Consider the following 17,321-nt stretch of genomic DNA (forward strand, 5'->3'; position numbering starts at 1 on the left):
CCTTGGGGGACGCCGCCGTGACTAGTGAGTTGATCGTCCAATTTCCTTTGCAGGGAGAATGGTTCGTCGGCGCGGACGGCACCGAGGCCGGTCACGAGCTGGCGTTCGATTTCATACGTCTGGACAGGAAACTTCGTGCGACCCGGAAGTCGTCCCTGCATGAACTTCTGACCGCCGTGCCCCTAGATCAGTATCTGGGCTGGGGGCAGCCCATAGTCAGCCCGTTCGAAGGGCGTGTCGTAACCGCTGTCGACGGTCATTCGGAAAGGTCGCAGAGCTTCATCACGGCCATGTTTGAAAGCCTGTCGGCGACGGTTTCACCAAGCCAACGCAAGCGACTTGAAACCCTGCAAGCGACGGGCGGCGACATCGGCGCGTTCGCGGGGAACCACCTGGTCATCGAATCCGCAGACTCTGAAGGCGTGTTTGCCTTCATGGCCCACGCCAGGACGGGTTCGATCATCCCGCGCATCGGCGATCCTGTCTGCGTCAATCAGCAGGTGGCCGAGGTCGGCAACTCTGGTCAGTCCGTCGCCCCTCACCTGCACTTCCACCTGATGAGCGATCCGTCGCCGAACAGCGTCCAGGTCATTCCGTTCAAGTTCGCGCGCTATGAAGTCTACCTGAAGGGCGAGTGGCGCCTTCAGGAACATGCCCTGCCCAAGAAGCGGCAGCGTATCCGCAGCGTGCCGGCTCCAGCCTGATCGAAGCCGTCAGCCGATCCGGACGCCCGTCATGGAGATGGAGCCGCCCTCGATCACGTCGTTGAAGAAGCGCACCGGTTCGTCCTGCGCCTGTTGGGCGGCGACGTAGAGCAGCGGCAGATAGTGTTCGTCCGTCGGCACGCTGAGTTGGGCCTGTTCGGCCAGATGGACCCAGTCGATCAGCGCCTCATGGTCGCCGGCCAGGAAGGCGCGCTTCACCGCCTCGTTGAAGTCGACGGCCCAGTCATAAGGTTCGCCGCCCGCGCGCTTCCATGTCCGTAGGTTGTGCACGAAGTCGCCTGAGCCGGCGATCACGATCCCCTCGTCCCGCAGCGGACGCAGCCTTTTCGCCAGTTCATAGTGGGCGCGCGCGTCGAGGGTGCGATCCAGCGACAGTTGCACCACAGGCACGTCGGCCTCGGGCCAGGCGTGGGCCAGGACCGACCAGGTCCCGTGATCCAGACCCCACTGGGTCGTCTGGACGGTGCCGGTCAGTTCCGCCACCCGGTTCGCCAGCGAGGGCGAGCCGGGCGCGGGATATTGCACGGCGTGAAGTTCGGGCGGGAAGCCACCGAAATCATGGATGGTTTCGGGTTGTTCTTGCGCCGTCACGCCCAGCCCGCGCGTCTCCCAGTGGGCCGAGACCATGACGACGCCTTTCGGCTTGCCGATCTCCTCTCCCAGTTCGCGCCAGGCGTCCGCGTAGGGACCGCCGAGGGCGTTCATGGGAGAGCCGTGACCAAAGAAGACGGCGGGCTGGCGCATGATCTTAACCGTGCAGCTTCTTCGCGATTTCCGCGATGTGTCTGCCCTGGAAGCGCGCGCCGTCCAGTTCGGTTTCGCTGGGCATGCGCGATCCGTCGGCGCCCGTGATGGTGGTTGCGCCATAGGGCGAGCCGCCGGTGATCTCGTCCAGGCGCATCTGGCCGCCGAAGGCGTAGGGCAGGCCCGCGACCACCATGCCGTGGTGCAGGAAGTAGTTGTGGAAGCCAGCGAAGGTGGTTTCCTGGCCGCCGTGCTGGGTGGCCGTGGCGGTGAAGGCGCCGCCGACCTTGCCCAGCAGCGTCCCTTGGGCCCACAAGCCGCCGGTCTGATCCAGGAAGGCGCGCATCTGCGAGGCGGCCGTGCCGAACCGCGTGCCGGCGCCCAGGATGATGGCGTCATAGGCGGCCAGGTCGGACACCTCGGCGACCGGGGCCGCCTGATCCAGCTTGTAGCCGGAACTGCGGGCCAGCTCTTCCGGAACGGTTTCCGGCACGCGCTTGATGTCCACGACGGCGCCTTCGACGCCGCGCGCGCCCTCGGCGACGGCCTGGGCCATCTGTTCGATATGGCCGTAGGTCGAGTGGTAGAGGACGAGAATCTTGGGCATCGAGGGCTCCGCTAAATCAAACGGCACATAAGCAACTGTGCCAGTCGCTGATTTAACTGGATGTTGCGTCGCCGCAAGCCCCCTTCGTCAAATTTCCATCCGCCCGGCCTAGAGGACAGACGCGATCATAGAAGGCTTGGTTCGCAGGCGCCCGCCCGCCGCGCGACAGTAGGAAGCGATGCTCGACCACCATGGCCTGCTGCTCGATGTTCAGGCCGTCCCATTCGCACAGGTCGTCCAGAGGATAGGCGTAGGCCCCTGGACCGTCCCCCGCGCGCAACTTGGCGGTCAACAGATTGGTGCCGTTCTGGGCCTGCCAGACGTGGACCATCTCGTGGATGAAAACAGCCTGGGTGCGTAGCGGTGCGCGCGACAGGTCGGGCGCCAGCGTCTTCTTCGGCCAGACGATCCAGTCGCGGCCGAACCAGCTTCCGGGCACGAAGGCGCGGTCGAAGGGCCATGGCGAACCCAGGAAACGGATGTCGTCCAGTCTCAGCGCGCGGCCGAAGACCTCGCGCGCCAGGGCCGCTTCACCGTCCGCCAGAGGCCTGATCATCGCCGGTTCCTGTCCATTCCCAATGCCAGGGCTCGAAGACGTAGGGGGTGAAGCCGAAGCGGGCGGCGTTGGCCACCAGCCAACGATAGGTCGGCCCCTGGGCCATGTGGCGACGGCTGGTCGGGTCGGTCGAGTCCACGCCCATGCCGGGCACGTGGCCGACGTGGATGTCCACCGCCGTTCCGGTCCTGTGCGGCGAACAGGCCGCGCGGCGCACCCCGTCGCAATTGCCCTGCGCCGCGCATCGAGCCGCGTCGGCTTCGGGGTCGCGGAAGCCGGAGAATATCTGCATCAACTCCGGATCGGCGGCGATGGCGGGAACCTCGGCGCGGGCGGCTGCGGCCATGCGGCGATAGGCGTCCAGCACGTCGCGGCGCAACAGGCGCGTCATCCGCTGGGCGTGCTCCTCGTTCGGGTCGAGGTAGGCCAGCATGTTGATCGGCGGCGGATCGGGGCATTCTCCCCTCACCCGCGCCATGACGAAGGGGCGGCGTTCCTGCCATAGGCCGCGAAACACCTGGAAGGTCGCCTGGTCGAACTGTCCCGTAGCGGGCAGGGAATGGCGGGACTGAAAGGCGGCCAGGGCCTCCGCGAAACCGGGCGAAGCCGGGTCGCACGGAGAGCCAACCTCGCGCTGAATAAGGGGAATGTAGGTCTCCCACCCCCATTCGGACGAACCGAACGGAGCCCATTCCAGGGTGTAGAGCGAAACCGCATTGCCCTGGGCGACGCTGTCCCAGGCTGTGGTGAGGCGGTCGCAGATCTGGGCCTCGCCCGCGTTCGTCGCGGCGTGAGCCATGCCCGAGGCGCCGAACAGGGAGAGAAGGGCCGCAGCCAGGACTGCAATTCGCACGGTCATGCGCCCAGCAGGCCCCAGCTTGCGCCGGATCGCAAGACCGTCTTCGCCTGATCGCGGAAAACCGGCATGGTGAAGGTCGGCCGACTCAAGGCCGGTTGCATATCGGACGCCTGATGACATCCGCCGCCGTCGACGCCCCGCGCCGTTCCAACGCCGTCTTGGCCGCCTTTTCCGGTCCCTGCCTGCCGCTGGCGGCCTTCGGGGTCGCCCTGCCCGTCACCCTGCCGGAGTTCTACGCCACCCACGTCGGGCTGGAACTGGGCGTCGTGGCGGCCGTCTTCATGGCCGTGCGGCTGATCGACATCGTCTTCGACCCCTTCATCGGCTGGGGCATGGACAAGACCAAGACGGCCTTCGGTCGCTATCGGCCGTGGATGCTGGTCTCGACGCCGATCCTGATGCTGTCGGCCCTGATGATGTTCGTGGTCGTTCAGCCGGGCGCCGGTCCCGCCTATCTGTTCGCCTGGCTGCTGGTTCTCTACCTGGGCTTCTCGATCGGCACCCTGGGGCAACTCGGCTGGGCGGCGGTGCTGGCGCCCCAGTACGACCAGCGCAGCCGCGTCTACGGCTGGTGGCAGGTGTTCAACATCATCGGCGTCATCCTGATCCTGATCCTGCCGACCATCGTCGTGAAGACGGGCATAGGCGACTACGCCGACGGCGTGCGGATCATGGGGTGGGCCATCCTGATCGCCCTGCCTGTCACCATCGGTCTGGCCATGATCGCCGTGCCTGAGCCGGTCAACGTCGGCGCGCCGCCGCACGGCGGGCCGAGCGCCTACCTGGCCCTGTTCAAGATGAAGACGGTGCGCAAGCTGCTGATCGCCGATCTGCTGCTGGGCGTGGCGCCGGGCATCACGGGGTCGCTGCTGTTCTTCTTCTTCGGCCAGATCAAGGGCTATGACCACACCCAGGCGTCGCTGTTCATGCTCTTCTACTTCGTGGCGGGACTGGTCGGCGCGCCGATCTGGGCCTGGCTGGCGACAAAGATCGGCAAGGACCGGGCCCTGGCCGTCGCCAGCCTGATCTTCGCCGGCCTCTATATCGCCGCCACCCTGGTTCCCGGCGGCAATTTCGTCGTGACCGCGGCCGTCATGTTCATCGCCGGCCTGCCCTACGCCGCCGGTCTGTTCCTGCTGCGAGCCATGATGGCGGATGCGGGCGACGAGGTCCGGCTGGAGACGGGCGTGGACCGGACGGGCCTGATGTTCTCCATCCTGTCGGCGACGACCAAGATCGGTCACGTGGTGGCGTTGATCCCCTATCTGATCCTGCAATGGGTCGGCTTCAAAGCCTTGCCGGGACCGGAGGGGAACAGCGAATTCTCCCTGCTAATGCTGCAGATCCTGTTCATCGCCGTGCCGGGCCTGCTACTGGCGGGCGCCGCCTGGGTGCTGAAGGGCTATCCCCTGACGCCGCAGCGGCATGATGAAATCCGCGAGGCGCTCATCGCCCGCGACGCCGGGACCGCCTGAATGACCCACTCCGTCGACCGCCTGAAAGAGATCATGGTTCGCCTGCGCGATCCGAACGGCGGTTGTCCCTGGGATGTCGAACAGACCTTCGCGACCATCGCCCCCTATACGATCGAGGAGGCCTACGAGGTCGCAGACGCCATCGAGCGCGCCGACATGGAGGAGTTGAAGGTCGAACTGGGCGACCTGCTGTTCCAGGTCGTCTTCCACGCCCGCATGGCGGAGGAAGCCGGGCATTTCGCCTTCGACGACGTGGCCGAGGCCATGGCGGACAAGCTGATCCGCCGCCATCCGCACGTCTTCGGCGACGAGGCGGCCAAGGCCAGCGGCCCGGCCCAGAAGGCGCGCTGGGAAGACATCAAGGCCGCCGAGCGCAAGGCCAAGGCGCAGCACGGCGTTCTGGACGACGTGCCCATCGGCCTGCCCGCCCTGACCCGCGCGGCCAAGCTGACCAAGCGGGCGGGTCGCGTCGGCTTCGACTGGCCCTCGACCGACGAGGTCTTCGACAAGCTGGCGGAAGAGGTTCAGGAACTGCGCGTGGAGATCGCCGCCGGCGACAGGGACAGGGCGCGCGAGGAACTGGGCGACCTGCTGTTCGTCGTCGCCAACCTAGCCCGCAAGCTGGAGGTCGAGCCCGAAGACGCCCTGCGCGCCGCCAACGCCAAGTTCGTGCGTCGCTTCGGCTTCATCGAGGCCGAACTGGCCAAGGACGGCCGCACGCCGGAACAGTCCGACCTGGCGGAAATGGACGCCCTGTGGGACGCCGCCAAGGCGGCCGAGAAGGCCTAGACGTAGCGTAGCTCCTGCAGGTCCACTTCGCGGATCAGCTTGCGGGCCGTTTCCTCGTCCACCAGCCGCATCCGGCCCAACCGAACCAGTTCGGCGCGTTCGGCGGCGAGGCCTGCGAGGCGCAGGCAGCGTTCGATTTCGTCTGATTGACGGGCCAGCACCACGTCGTCGCCCTCGACATGGGTGCGGGTCTCGATGCGGTGGCGATAGATCTCCATCAGCCGCGCCGCTGTCTCGGCGTAGAGGTCGGGATTGCTCTTGCCCTCGGCCATGGCGTGCTGGGTGTCCTCGATGGCGCGCATGGCGGCCGAGGCGGCGGCGACGCGTGAGCGGTCCTCTTCTTCGAGATGCGAAGGTTCAGGCGGCAGTTCTATGCCCTTCAGCAGGCGCGGCAGGGCCACGCTCGCCAGCACCAGCGAAACCACGATGACCCCGGCGGCCAGGAAGATGGCGAGGTTGCGCGCCGGCATGGGCGTGCCGTCGCCCAACACGAAGGGCAGGGTCAGGATGCCGGCCAGGGTGATGGCGCCGCGCACCCCCGCCAGGGACATGACCGCGACCAGCCGCAGGCCGACCTTGGGCGGCGCGCTCTTGCCGCGCCGGCGGAACAGGGTGAACTTCAGCGAGGTCCACACCCAGACGAAACGCAGGGCGGCCAGGGCCGCGACAATGGCGAACACATAGACCGCCAGCCACCAGACCTCCTTGTGCTGGGTCGACTGAATGACCTCGGCCGCGCGCGCCATGATCGAGGGCATCTGTTCGCCCAGGATGACGAAGATCAGGCCATTGGCTACGAACTGCACCGTGTCCCAGACGACCGCGCGGCGGATGCGCGTCGCCGCCATGGCCGAGCCCTGTCGTTCGGTGAAGCTCATGGTCACGCCCGCGGCGACGGCCGCCAGGATGCCGGAGGCGTGGACGACTTCGGCGGCCAGATAGGCGGCGAAGGGGATCAGCAGGCTGATCAGGATCTGTCCGCCGACGTCCTCGCCCCAGCGCCGGCTGATCCAGGCCTTCAGCAGGCCGATGGCCAGGGTCACGGCGACGCCGACGGCGATCCCCGCCAGGGCCAGCCAGGCGAAGGTTCCGACCGCACTGGTCAGGGAGAAGGCGCCGGTCGTCGCGGCGATGACGGCGATGCGCATGCAGGTCAGGCCCGTCGCGTCGTTCAACAGCGACTCGCCCTCCAGGATGTGCATCAGCCGCTTGGGGATCGGCGCGCGCGACGCGATGGCGGATACGGCGATCGGATCGGTCGGCGACAGGATGGCCGCCAATGCGAAGGCCACGGCCAGGGGCATGGCCGGAATCATCCAGTGGATCAGGAAGCCCAGCCCGACCACGGTGAAGACCACCAGGCCGAGCGCCAGCTCCAGGATCACGACCCGGTCGCGGAACAGGGCCTCCTTCGGAATGCGCCAGCCGTCCACGAACAGCAGCGGCGGCAGGAACAGCAGGAAGAAGATGTCGGGTTTCAGATCGACGGCTTCGCCGGTGATCATCACCACGCCCGCCCCCAGAGCGATCTGCACCAGAGGCAGGGCGATCCGCGTGATCCGCGCGACCCAACCCGAAACCACCACGGCCAACAGGAGGAAGAGGATGGTCTCGATCAGGTGCATGGATCAGTCGATGACGCCGGGAAACAGTCGCTCAACTCGCCCCAGGGCGGAAGGATGCAGTCTCACCGTCAGGCGGATCATGCCCTCGTCATCGCTTTCGCGCGCCGTGACGCGGCCGTTCTCATAGAGCCAGGCTAGGGCTTCTCCCTGATGCGGCGCCAGGGTGACATGGGTTTCGGGGTCGTCGTCGATCAAGCCGGCGATGATCTCGCGCAGGCTCTCAATCCCCTCGCCTGTCCAGGCGGAAACCGCCACGGCCTTGCCTTCGTGGGAAAGACGTTCGGCCTGGCCCGTGACCGCGTCGCGGACATCGGCGTCCAGCAGATCGATCTTGTTCCAGACCTCCAGAATGCGGCGCGTCTTCTTTTCACCGTTTGGGCCTTCCGGCGTTGGAATCTGTTCCAGCACCGCCTCGACGTCCTTGGCCTGGGCGTCGCTGTCGGGCGAGGCGATGTCGCGGACGTGCAGGATCAGGTCGGCCTCGCCCACCTCCTCCAGCGTGGCGCGGAAGCTCTCGACCAGTTCGTGCGGCAGGTCGGAGATGAAGCCCACGGTGTCGGCGATGATGGCCGGACGGCCCTGCGGCAGGCGGATGGTGCGCTGGGTCGTGTCGAGCGTCGCGAACAACAGGTCCTTGGCGAAGACCTCGGAGCCCGTCAGCCGGTTGAACAGGGTCGACTTGCCCGCATTGGTGTAGCCGACCAGGGCAACCGAAGGGAAAGGAACCTTCTTGCGCGCCTTGCGGTGCAGGCCGCGTGTGCGGCGCACCTCTTCCAGCTCGGTCTTCAGGCGCACGATGCGGTCGGCGATCAGGCGCCGGTCCAGCTCGATCTGGGTTTCGCCCGGACCGCCGGTCGAACCGGTTCCGCCGCGCTGGCGCTCCAGGTGAGTCCAAGTGCGGACCAGGCGCGAGCGTTCGTAGTCCAGTCGGGCCAGTTCGACCTGCAGCCGGCCTTCCTTGGTCCGGGCGCGGCGGCCGAAGATTTCCAGAATCAGGCCGGTGCGGTCGATGACCTTCACCTCCCAGGCCTTTTCCAGGTTGCGCTGCTGGACCGGGGTCAGATCATCGTCGATGACCACGGCCTCTGCGTCGGCGGCGCGGATCAGGGCGGCCAGTTCGTCGACCTTGCCCGACCCGAACAGGGTCGCGGGCGTGGTGGAGCGCAGGCGCACGATCTCTTCGGCGCGCACGTCGAGGTCCAGCGCGCGGGCCAGGCCCACGGCCTCTTCGAGCCGTTCCGACGCCAGCCGGGGGCTGTCGGAACGACGGTCAGGGTGAATGACGGCCGCCCGAATGAGCGGGACGGCGTGGTCGATAAGTTTGGAGGTCAATCAGTCTTCTTCGGCGTCAGGCTCGTACAGTTGCACGGGCGCGGACGGCATGATGGTCGAGATGGCGTGCTTGTAGACGAGCTGCGACTGGCCATCGCGACGCAGCAGCACACAGAAGTTGTCGAACCAGGTCACGATGCCCTGCAGCTTGACGCCGTTGACCAGGAAGATGGTCAGCGGGGTCTTGGTCTTGCGGACGCTGTTGAGGAAGGTGTCCTGGAGGTTCTGGCGTTTGTCTTGCGACATGGCAGGTTGGTCCTGTTCTTGATTTTTCTGGTCTCGACCGAGGCGGTCGGTGCGGACTCAGGGTCCGTCGCCGACCTTAAACGCCCCCTCGCACGGGCGGCAACGCCCTAAATGGCCTCGCGGCGCGCCTGTTCAAGATAAACTTCACGCAAACGGGTCGCGATCGGGCCGGGTTTGCCGTCGCCGATACGCGTTCCGTCGAGAGAGACGATCGGCATGACGAAGGAGCTGGCGGCCGTGACGAAGACCTCGCGCGCGCGTTTGGCTTCCTCGACGCTGAAGGCTCGTTCGTCCAGTTCGATGCCCTCGGCCTCGACCAGTTTCAGGATGGCGGCGCGGGTGATGCCGCGCAGGATGTTGGCCTGGGTGTCGCGGGTGCGCAGGCGTCCGTTCTCGTCCACGATCCAGGCGTTGGTCGAGGAGCCCTCCGTCACCATGCCCATTTCGTCGAACAGGATGGCTTCGTATGCGCCGCGCTCACGGGCTGCCTGCTTGGCCAGGGCGTTGGGCAGGAGGCCGACGGTCTTGATGTCGCAACGGCCCCAGCGGATGTCGGGATGGGTGACGCCGGCCGCGCCCTTCGCCGCCAGAGCCTCGCCCTTGCGCAGATCCAGGGACTTGGCGGTTACGACGACACTGGGCGGCGTGTCCTGGGGGAAGGCGTGGTCGCGGGGCGCCGTGCCGCGCGTGACCTGCAGATAGACGATGCCGTTCCGCACGCGGTTGCGACGGATGGTTTCCTTCAGGACCTGACCCAAGGCCTGGGCCGTCATGGGAATGGGTATCCGAAGCTCGGTCAGGCTGCGCGCCAGACGGCTCAGGTGCCCCTCGAAATCGGCCAGCTTGCCGTCGAAGACCGACCAGACCTCATAGACGCCGTCGGCGAACTGAAAGCCCCGATCCTCGATGTGGACGGTCGCATTGTTGTGGGGCTGATAGGTCCCGTTGACGTAGGCGATCCTGGACATCAGTCGCCCTCTCCTTCTTCGTCTTCTCCGCCGCGTGAGGGCGAGACGCCCAGCGACTTCAGTTTGCGGTGCAGTGCGGATCTTTCCATGCCGATGAAGGCGGCCGTGCGCGAGATGTTTCCGCCGAAGCGCATGATCTGGGCGGCCAGATACTCACGCTCGAACACCTCGCGCGCCTCGCGCAGCGGAAGCGCGATCACCCGGTCGGCGCCGAGCGAGGCTGAGGAGCCGGACGAGGCCACCTCCTGCGGCAGCATGTCGGAGGTGATCGGCTCTTCTGGATCGCCGGTGGCGAGGATCAGCAGGCGCTCGACGTTGTTCCGCAACTGGCGGACGTTGCCGGGCCAAGGATGAACCTGAAGCACGGCCAGGGCGTCCTCGGCGATGCGGCGACGCGGCAGGCCCTGCGACGCCGACAGGCTGTCCACGAAATATTCGACCAGTTCGCCGATGTCCTCGCGGCGTTCCGCAAGCGGCGGCACGCGAATGGGCACGACGTTCAGGCGATGGAACAGATCCTCGCGGAAGCGGCCTTCGCCGATCTCGACCTTCAGGTCCCGGGCGGTCGAGGTGATGACGCGCACATCGACCTGGACGTCCTGTTCGCCGCCGACGCGACGGAAGCGTTGCTCGACCAGGACGCGCAGGATGCGGCTCTGGCTTTCGCGCGGCATGTCGCCGACGTCGTCCAGATAGAGGGTGCCGTTGTGGGCGCGCTCGAACACGCCGATCTTGCGCGGACGGCCGTCGCCGCCTTCCTCGCCGAACAGTTCGACGTCCAGGCGTTCGGGCGTCATGCCGGCGGCGGAAATGGCGACGAACTCGCCCTTGGCGCGGGGACTGGCGTCATGGATCTGACGCGCGACCAGTTCCTTGCCGGAGCCGGGCGGACCCGAGATCAGGACACGGCTGTTGGCCGGCGCCACCTTGGAGATGGTGCTGCGCAGCAGCTGAGCCGCCGCCGACTTTCCGATCAGGCCGGTGGGCGCCATGGTCTGAGCGCGCAGGCGACGGTTCTCGCGCTTCAGCGCCGCCGCCTCCAGGGCGCGTTCGACCACCACGACAAGGCGATCGGACTTGAACGGCTTCTCGATGAAGTCATAGGCCCCGCGCTTCAGCGCGCTGACGGCCGTTTCGATATTGCCGTGGCCGGAGATCATGACGACGGGCAGGTCTTCGTCCAGGCCCTTGACCACGTCCAGCAGTTCTAGTCCGTCCAGGCCGCCGCCCTGCATCCAGATGTCGAGCACGGCCAAGGACGGCTTGCGCGCGCGAACGGCCGCCAGGGCCTCGTCCGAATTGGCGGCCGTACGGACGGAGTGGCCTTCGTCCTCCAGCAGGCCGGAGACCAGTTCACGGATGTCCGCCTCGTCGTCCACGACCAGAATATCGGCGCCGGTGTTTCGCATGAAGCCTCTCTTACTCCGCCGCTCGCGCCGTGTTGGTCACGCGGTGAACGGCCTTGCTGTCTTGGGCCAGGGGGAAGATCAGGCACACGCGGGCGCCCGACAGAGTTTCCGCGTCGGCGAGCTTCAGCTCTCCGCCGTGGTCCTCGCAAATGCGTTTGACGATGGCCAGGCCCAGGCCCGTCCCCTTCTCGCGCGTGGTGACATAGGGTTCGGTCAGCCGGTCGCGGTCCTTGGCCGGAAGGCCCACGCCGTCGTCCTCTATGGTGAAGGTCGCCAGGCCGTTCTCGACGTCCAGTCTGGCGCGAATGCCGGTCGTTCCAGCGACGACGGGATGATCGGCGCGGCGCGCGGCGACGGATTCGCCGGCGTTCTTCAGGATGTTGGCCAGGGCCTGCCCCACCATGCGGCCGTCGCATTGCAGGACGACCGACGGCAGGGGCTCGACCAGGTCCACGCCGATGTCGGCGGCGGCCACGCGCTGAGCGAAAACGGCTTCTCGCAGCAGTTCGGCGGGATTCTCCTGGGCGAAGCGCGGCGCGGGCATGCGGGCGAAGGACGAGAACTCGTCCACCATGCGGCCGATGTCGCCGACCTGACGAATGATGGTCTCGGTGCAGCGGTCGAAGACCTCTACATCCTCGCCGACCTGAGACCGGTATTTGCGGCGCAGGCGTTCGGCTGACAGCTGGATCGGCGTCAGCGGGTTCTTGATTTCGTGGGCGATGCGGCGCGCCACGTCGCGCCAGGCGGCGTTGCGCTGGGCCGTGACCAGCCGGGTGATGTCGTCGAAGGTCAGGACCATCTCCCCGCCCTGCCCGCCTTCGATGCGGACGCGCAGGCGACGCGTGTCGCCGTCGCGGCTGACGTCGATGTCTTCCTCGATATGGGCCTCGACCCGCTCGGAAAGCTCGGCCAGTTCCGGCGCGACATCGGCCAGCATCCGGCCCTGCACGTCCGCTTCCGTGATGGCCAGCAACTGGCTGGCGCTGTCGTTGATGGCCGAGATGCGGCCCATGCGGTCCAGGCCGATCACGCCGGCGCTGACGCCCGACAGAACGGTTTCAATGAAGCGGCTGCGGCCCTGAGCCTCGTCGCTGGCCGTTTTCAAGGCCGCCTGCTGGCTCTTGATGTCGCCGGTCATACGGTTGAAGGCTTCCGACAGGACGATCAGTTCGGACGGCGCGCCGGTGTTGTCGACGCGGGCGTTCAGATCCCCGCCCGCCACCTGGTCCGCCGCTTTCACCAGACGGCCGATCGGCGCCGAGATCGAACTGGCCGCCGACATGGCCAGCCAGACGGCTCCGACCAAAACCAGCAGGGCCGTCTCGAGATAACTGAGAGCGAAGGCCGCCTGGATGCGCGCGCGGCTTTCCTCCGCCGCGCGATAGGCGGCGATGGATTCCTCGCCGTTGCGCATGCGCTGGATCAGGCCCGGCGCCAATGGACGGACGACATAGAGGTAGGCGTCGCCGTAGTCAGGCAAGGGATAAAGGGCCCGCACCATGTCGGGATCTTCGGTCACGGTCGTCGGCGCCACCTGGCCGCCGGCCACGGTTTCGAAGGCGTCGCGCGGCGGCGCGACATAGGGCGGCGCGTTGGGCTGTTCCCCGCTGGCCAGGACCTGACCTTGACGGTCGAGGATATAGACCGCCGGATAGCCGAAGAAGTCGCCGATCTGGGTCAGGGCGCGCGTGAACTGGATTCGGTTGTCGAACAGGCTGCGCACACCGCCCAGTTCGGTCGACATGGTCTCTAGATCGACTTCCAGTCCCGCGCCCACGTCGGCCACATAGGCGCGGCCGATCTCGGCGCCGTTCTCGACGGCGGAGCGGACATTGGTGCTGAACCACTGGTCCACGCCCCGGTTCACCAGGACGCCGAACACCAGAGCGACCAGGACGGCCGGCGCCACGGCCACCAGGGAAAACAGGGTGACGAAACGCAGGTGCAGGCGCGCGCCCGGATCGGTCCGGTTGCGCGTCAGGCGCAACACCCTGATCCCGATAACGGTCGCCAGGATGCTGATCAGGACCAGATTGGCCAGAAGGATGAAGAGCACCGCCTGGCTGGCCGCCGTCCGCGCATCCCCGCCCGCCGTCGCGCCCGGGGCGATGGCCACCAGCCAGATGGCGGCGGCCGTGATCAGGAAGGCCACGACATAGGCGGTGACGAACAAGGCCCGGGCGCGGCCGTCAGCCAGACGTCCCCAGAGCGATCGCTCTGGGCCGTGGCCTTCGGTCTGCGCGGCGGGGAGGTCCGTCATCACCTCGCAGCTTCAACCAGCTGTGGCCGATTTTCAACACCGGAGTTGCTGAAATGATGCGTGTTCGGCAACCAAAGGTCGGTTAGAGCGCGTTCGACCTCCTCCGGCGTGTCGAGGCGACAGAGGCGCGCCTTGGCGGATCGTCTTTCCAGCGGGTCGGCGGGCCAGGGCGCCTGTTCGACGTACCAGCCCAGATGCTTGCGGAACATCTTGAGGCCCAGCGGCATGCCGTAGAAGGCGATGGAGGCCCGCAGATGCTCGACCACTATGGCCAGGCGTTCCTCCTGTTCCGGTTCCTGCAAGCGCGTTCCGTCGATCAGGGCGCGTTCCAGATGGGCCGCCAGCCAGGGGCGGCCATAGACCCCGCGTCCCAGCATCAGGGCGTCGGCGCCCGAACAGTCCAGCGCCTCGCGCGCCTGTTCCGCGGTGATGATGTCGCCGTTGACGATGACGGGGATGGCGACCGCCTGCTTCACATCGGCCACGGCGTCCCAGTCGGCGACGCCCGTGTAGAACTGCTTTCGCGTGCGGCCATGCACGGTGACGGCAGCCACGCCAAGGCCTTCGGCCCGGCGCGCCATATCGGCGGCGTTCAGGCTGTTCTCGTCCCAGCCCAGGCGCATCTTGACCGTGACCGGACGGCTGACCGCCTGAACCACGGCCTCCATGATGGCGGCGGCCTGTTCCGGCGTCCGCATCAGGGCCGATCCGCAGGCGGCGCCCGTGACCTCCTTGGCGGGGCAGCCGAAATTCAGGTCGATGATGTCGGCGCCCGCCTGTTCGGCCATGCGCGCGCCTTCGGCCATGGCATGGGGGTTTCCGCCGACCAGCTGGATGACGGTCAAGGGCAGGCCGCCGCCGACGGCCGCCCGTCGCACCACGTCGGGCCGACCGCGCGCCAGTTCAGCCGAGGCCACCATCTCGGTCGCGACATAGGCCGCGCCCAGCCTGGAAGCGAGCAGGCGGAACGGCAGGTCGGTGATCCCGGTCATGGGCGCCATCAGCACCCTTCCCGCGATCCGCACGTCTCCGATCTGCAATCCTGTGGTCATGGGGGCCCTTAGCGCCGACTAACCCGCCTCTCGTCAAGCGGAACTGGGGCGCTTAGAAGGCCGTCATGGGATTCTCAGCGATCGTGGTGGCCGCCGGTTCGGGTTCACGGGCAGGCGGCGACAAGCAATGGCGGACCGTGGCGGGCAAGCCCATGGTCCGATGGTCGGTCGAGGCCCTGCTGCGCGCCGGAGCGAACCCGGTCGTGGTGGTCACGGCGCCGGACGCCGAGAGCCGCGCGGCCGGAGCCTTGGTCGGCCTGGACGGCTGGGTCACGACTCCCGGAGGCGCGACCCGAGCCGAATCCGTTCGCGCAGGCCTGGCGGCGCTGTCAGGTCCGGATGAAACGCCGGTGCTGATTCACGATGCGGCGCGCCCCTTCCTGGAGGAAGCCGTCATCCGGCGCCTGCTGGACGCCCTGGAGGATGCGGACGGTGCCCTGCCCGCCTTGCCGGTCGCCGACAGCCTGCGTCGTGGGCTGGACGGCCTGGTGGTCGGCGGCGTGGATCGCGACGCCCTGTGGCGCGCCCAGACGCCGCAAGCTTTTCGCCTGAGAACCGTCCGCGACGCCTACGCCGCATGGCGTGAAGCCGAGACGCCGACCGATGAGGCCGCCGTCGTCGAGCGCGCCGGGGGCCGTGTGCGCCTGGTCGAGGGCGACGCCCGTTTGATGAAACTGACCTATCCCGAGGATTTCGCCATGGCCGAGGCCCTGTCACCCGTCGCCCGCACCGTCACCCGGATGGGCCAGGGATACGACGTCCATCGTTGGGGGCCGGGAACCTCGGTCTGGCTGTGCGGCGTGGAGATCCCGCACGACCAGACCCTGATCGGACATTCGGATGCGGATGCGGGCCTGCACGCCCTGACCGACGCTATCCTGGGCGCGATCGCCGACGGCGACATCGGCGACCACTTCCCGCCCAGCGATCCGCAGTGGAAGGGCGCCTCCTCCGATCGTTTTCTGGTCTACGCCGCCCAGCGCGTTGCGGCCCGCGGCGGACGGATTGTCAATGTGGACGTCACCCTGATCTGCGAGCAGCCGAAGGTGAAGCCGCATCGCCTGACCATGCGTGAACGCCTGGCCGAACTGCTGGAACTGCCCCTGGACGCCGTCAGCGTGAAGGCGACCACGAGCGAAGGTCTGGGCTTCACCGGACGTGGCGAAGGATTGGCCGCTCAGGCCGTGGCGGCGGTCGAACTTCCGGCCTGACCCAGGCCAAGGTCGGCCGAGGCGCGTTCGAGCACCGCAGCGGGCGATTCGCCCTCGCGCATTTCGGCCACGCCGACGTCGAACTCGACCACGAAGGGCGAGCGGTCCTTGCCCGCGTCGAAGGCGGTGCAGGCGATGACCGCCGCGATTCGTTCGGCCGCCAGTCGCGCCTCCGCCTGGGCCGTGGCGGGCAAGACCAGGGCGAAGACCTCGGGACCCAGGCGCGCGGCGGTGTCTTCAACCCGCACCAGACGGGAAACCATGGCGCCGATCTGCGGCACGGCGCGTTCCAGCCAGCCGCCGGTCCGGGCGTGAGCGAGCGCCTCGCGATCCGCCACCTTCAGCACGCAGACCGACAGGGCCCGGTTTCGCGCCCGTGCGCCCTCGGCCAGACGCGCGAGATGGGCGGCGAAGAGGTCGCGGGTGAAGAGCCCCGTCGTCGGGTCCATGAGGTCGGAACCCCGCACGGCGTCCAGGGCGCGGCGGATGGCCTGGCGGCGACGATGGTTGCGGGCCAGGGCCAGGACGCGTTCCGCCGTTTCATCTTCCGGAGTGTCGGCGGCGGCCACATCCGCGAAGCCCTTGCCGAAGAGCTCGTCCAGTTCGACCTCGGCCGTCTCGCGCAGATAGAGGGTCAGGGGGATGTGGTAGAGGCGGGTGTTTCGCTTCATGCCCGAAGCAATGGACAGGGCCGGCGCATGATCCTGTCCGCCCCAGAGCACGGCGGCGTCGAACGCCCGCTCATGCAGATAGTCGAAGGCCGTATAGGGCGTGGGCGCCGCCACCACTTCCGCGCCGGCCGCCGACAGGGCGTTGGCCATGGCCAGGAAGCGTCGATCTGCCGCGCCGGCGGTCAGAATCTGCAGCGGCGTCTCGCCCGTGTCCGGCGCGCGCAGCACCACGCCATGATCCGCGAAGGTCGCCTGGCGCAGGGCGAATTCCTCTTCGGCTATGCCCGCGCGCATGAGTTGATCCAGCCGAAGCGCCGCCTGGGCGGGATGGGGCGGCGTGGACATGGCCAGGTCGACGCCGTCGCGGTCGACCGGCGACAGGGCGCCGATTCCTACGATGGACAGGTATCGCGGCGCGGCGGCCTGCCTCAGGCGTTCGGCGAAACCGGACGGGACCGATCGGGCGTCGACCACGGCCGCGTCCGGCGCCAGGTCGTTCAATACATGCAGGGCCGCATCCAGATCGCGCGCCGTCACCGTCAAGCGACCCAGGCGGTCCAAGCCTTCGCTCAGCGGCCCCGCCAAGGCGTCGTCCATGGCGACGATCAATACGCGCGGATCGGAATCCAAACCGTTTTCTCCATGAGCCTGGGCGGCTCGCCCCCGAACCGACGTCCCAGACCCCGTGATGATAATGAGCCGTTCCTTAAGGAGGCAATGACGCCGCCGCAAAAACCGCATCGGACGGCGAAGGCTTTCCCCTTGCGTCGAATGAGGTTAATCGGTCGC

The 17,321-nt window shown here is 67.5% G+C and carries 16 protein-coding genes; 4 read left to right on the forward strand and 12 right to left on the reverse strand.

The window, feature by feature from the left end; translation table 11 throughout:
• Window positions 1-2: 2 nt before the first annotated feature.
• The gene (locus ABIE19_RS07705) at window positions 3-704 is read left to right on the forward strand and encodes a M23 family metallopeptidase (protein ID WP_354088534.1); all 702 of its coding nucleotides are present in this window, start codon (window positions 3-5) and stop codon (window positions 702-704) included.
• 9 nt (window positions 705-713) lie between these two features.
• Here the strand turns inward: ABIE19_RS07705 and ygiD are convergent, their stop codons facing one another.
• The 4 genes from ygiD to ABIE19_RS07725 are packed head-to-tail and all read right to left on the reverse strand — an operon-like array spanning window position 714 to window position 3,485.
• A complete protein-coding gene (gene ygiD / locus ABIE19_RS07710) occupies window positions 714-1,469 on the reverse strand; it encodes a 4,5-DOPA-extradiol-dioxygenase (protein ID WP_354088535.1) in 756 nt (251 codons plus the stop codon).
• Window positions 1,470-1,473: 4 nt separating this feature from the next.
• Window positions 1,474-2,076, reverse strand: coding sequence for an NAD(P)H:quinone oxidoreductase (wrbA, locus tag ABIE19_RS07715; protein WP_354088536.1), 603 nt, complete (start codon window positions 2,074-2,076; stop codon window positions 1,474-1,476).
• Between the two features lie 52 nt (window positions 2,077-2,128).
• A complete protein-coding gene (locus ABIE19_RS07720; protein ID WP_354088537.1) occupies window positions 2,129-2,632 on the reverse strand; it encodes a hypothetical protein in 504 nt (167 codons plus the stop codon).
• Window positions 2,607-3,485 carry a M15 family metallopeptidase gene (locus ABIE19_RS07725; protein ID WP_354088538.1) on the reverse strand — a complete coding sequence of 293 codons (879 nt, stop codon included), beginning with the start codon at window positions 3,483-3,485 and terminating at the stop codon, window positions 2,607-2,609. Before ABIE19_RS07725 ends, ABIE19_RS07720 begins: the two co-directional genes overlap by 26 nt.
• A gap of 119 nt (window positions 3,486-3,604) precedes the next feature.
• On the opposite strand from ABIE19_RS07725, the gene ABIE19_RS07730 reads away from it, so the two are divergent.
• Window positions 3,605-4,966 carry an MFS transporter gene (locus ABIE19_RS07730; protein ID WP_354088539.1) on the forward strand — a complete coding sequence of 454 codons (1,362 nt, stop codon included), beginning with the start codon at window positions 3,605-3,607 and terminating at the stop codon, window positions 4,964-4,966.
• On the forward strand, window positions 4,967-5,755 hold the full coding sequence (gene mazG / locus ABIE19_RS07735) for a nucleoside triphosphate pyrophosphohydrolase (RefSeq protein ID WP_354088540.1): 789 nt from the start codon (window positions 4,967-4,969) through the stop codon (window positions 5,753-5,755).
• Here mazG and ABIE19_RS07740 read toward each other — a convergent pair.
• From ABIE19_RS07740 to dusB, 7 genes are all read right to left on the reverse strand, one after another.
• Window positions 5,752-7,380 carry a Na+/H+ antiporter gene (locus ABIE19_RS07740; RefSeq protein WP_354088541.1) on the reverse strand — a complete coding sequence of 543 codons (1,629 nt, stop codon included), beginning with the start codon at window positions 7,378-7,380 and terminating at the stop codon, window positions 5,752-5,754. The genes mazG and ABIE19_RS07740 overlap by 4 nt on opposite strands.
• Window positions 7,381-7,383: 3 nt before the next feature.
• Complete coding sequence (hflX, locus tag ABIE19_RS07745; protein WP_354088542.1) at window positions 7,384-8,712, reverse strand: GTPase HflX; 1,329 nt, start codon at window positions 8,710-8,712, stop codon at window positions 7,384-7,386.
• A complete protein-coding gene (hfq, locus tag ABIE19_RS07750; RefSeq protein ID WP_003164861.1) occupies window positions 8,713-8,958 on the reverse strand; it encodes an RNA chaperone Hfq in 246 nt (81 codons plus the stop codon).
• Between the two features lie 107 nt (window positions 8,959-9,065).
• Window positions 9,066-9,926, reverse strand: a complete 861-nt coding sequence (locus ABIE19_RS07755) for a D-amino-acid transaminase (protein WP_354088543.1) — start codon at window positions 9,924-9,926, stop codon at window positions 9,066-9,068.
• Window positions 9,926-11,335, reverse strand: coding sequence for a nitrogen assimilation response regulator NtrX (gene ntrX / locus ABIE19_RS07760; RefSeq protein WP_354088544.1), 1,410 nt, complete (start codon window positions 11,333-11,335; stop codon window positions 9,926-9,928). Before ntrX ends, ABIE19_RS07755 begins: the two co-directional genes overlap by 1 nt.
• Before the next feature lie 10 nt (window positions 11,336-11,345).
• Entirely contained in the window at window positions 11,346-13,598 is a 2,253-nt protein-coding gene (locus ABIE19_RS07765; RefSeq protein ID WP_354088545.1) for a sensor histidine kinase NtrY-like, read from the reverse strand.
• Window positions 13,598-14,650, reverse strand: a complete 1,053-nt coding sequence (dusB, locus tag ABIE19_RS07770) for a tRNA dihydrouridine synthase DusB (RefSeq protein WP_354088546.1) — start codon at window positions 14,648-14,650, stop codon at window positions 13,598-13,600. Before dusB ends, ABIE19_RS07765 begins: the two co-directional genes overlap by 1 nt.
• Window positions 14,651-14,715: 65 nt before the next feature.
• Between dusB and ABIE19_RS07775 the strand changes: the two genes are divergently transcribed.
• A complete protein-coding gene (locus tag ABIE19_RS07775; RefSeq protein WP_354088547.1) occupies window positions 14,716-15,861 on the forward strand; it encodes a bifunctional 2-C-methyl-D-erythritol 4-phosphate cytidylyltransferase/2-C-methyl-D-erythritol 2,4-cyclodiphosphate synthase in 1,146 nt (381 codons plus the stop codon).
• On the opposite strand, the gene ABIE19_RS07780 is transcribed toward ABIE19_RS07775, so the two are convergent.
• Window positions 15,828-17,162, reverse strand: a complete 1,335-nt coding sequence (locus ABIE19_RS07780; RefSeq protein ID WP_354088548.1) for a diguanylate cyclase domain-containing protein — start codon at window positions 17,160-17,162, stop codon at window positions 15,828-15,830. The genes ABIE19_RS07775 and ABIE19_RS07780 overlap by 34 nt on opposite strands.
• Window positions 17,163-17,321 lie beyond the last annotated feature (159 nt).

Source organism: Brevundimonas faecalis (assembly GCF_040549405.1).
GTDB lineage: Bacteria > Pseudomonadota > Alphaproteobacteria > Caulobacterales > Caulobacteraceae > Brevundimonas > Brevundimonas faecalis.

Coding starts and splice junctions, on each gene's coding strand:
- ygiD (WP_354088535.1), bottom strand. CDS start 1,469: ATGCGCCAGCCCGCCGTCTTCTTTGGTCACGGCTCTCCCATGAACGCC.
- wrbA (WP_354088536.1), bottom strand. CDS start 2,076: ATGCCCAAGATTCTCGTCCTCTACCACTCGACCTACGGCCATATCGAA.
- ABIE19_RS07720 (WP_354088537.1), bottom strand. CDS start 2,632: ATGATCAGGCCTCTGGCGGACGGTGAAGCGGCCCTGGCGCGCGAGGTC.
- ABIE19_RS07730 (WP_354088539.1), top strand. CDS start 3,605: ATGACATCCGCCGCCGTCGACGCCCCGCGCCGTTCCAACGCCGTCTTG.
- mazG (WP_354088540.1), top strand. CDS start 4,967: ATGACCCACTCCGTCGACCGCCTGAAAGAGATCATGGTTCGCCTGCGC.
- ABIE19_RS07740 (WP_354088541.1), bottom strand. CDS start 7,380: ATGCACCTGATCGAGACCATCCTCTTCCTCCTGTTGGCCGTGGTGGTT.
- hfq (WP_003164861.1), bottom strand. CDS start 8,958: ATGTCGCAAGACAAACGCCAGAACCTCCAGGACACCTTCCTCAACAGC.
- ABIE19_RS07755 (WP_354088543.1), bottom strand. CDS start 9,926: ATGTCCAGGATCGCCTACGTCAACGGGACCTATCAGCCCCACAACAAT.
- ntrX (WP_354088544.1), bottom strand. CDS start 11,335: ATGCGAAACACCGGCGCCGATATTCTGGTCGTGGACGACGAGGCGGAC.
- ABIE19_RS07765 (WP_354088545.1), bottom strand. CDS start 13,598: ATGACGGACCTCCCCGCCGCGCAGACCGAAGGCCACGGCCCAGAGCGA.
- dusB (WP_354088546.1), bottom strand. CDS start 14,650: ATGACCACAGGATTGCAGATCGGAGACGTGCGGATCGCGGGAAGGGTG.
- ABIE19_RS07775 (WP_354088547.1), top strand. CDS start 14,716: ATGGGATTCTCAGCGATCGTGGTGGCCGCCGGTTCGGGTTCACGGGCA.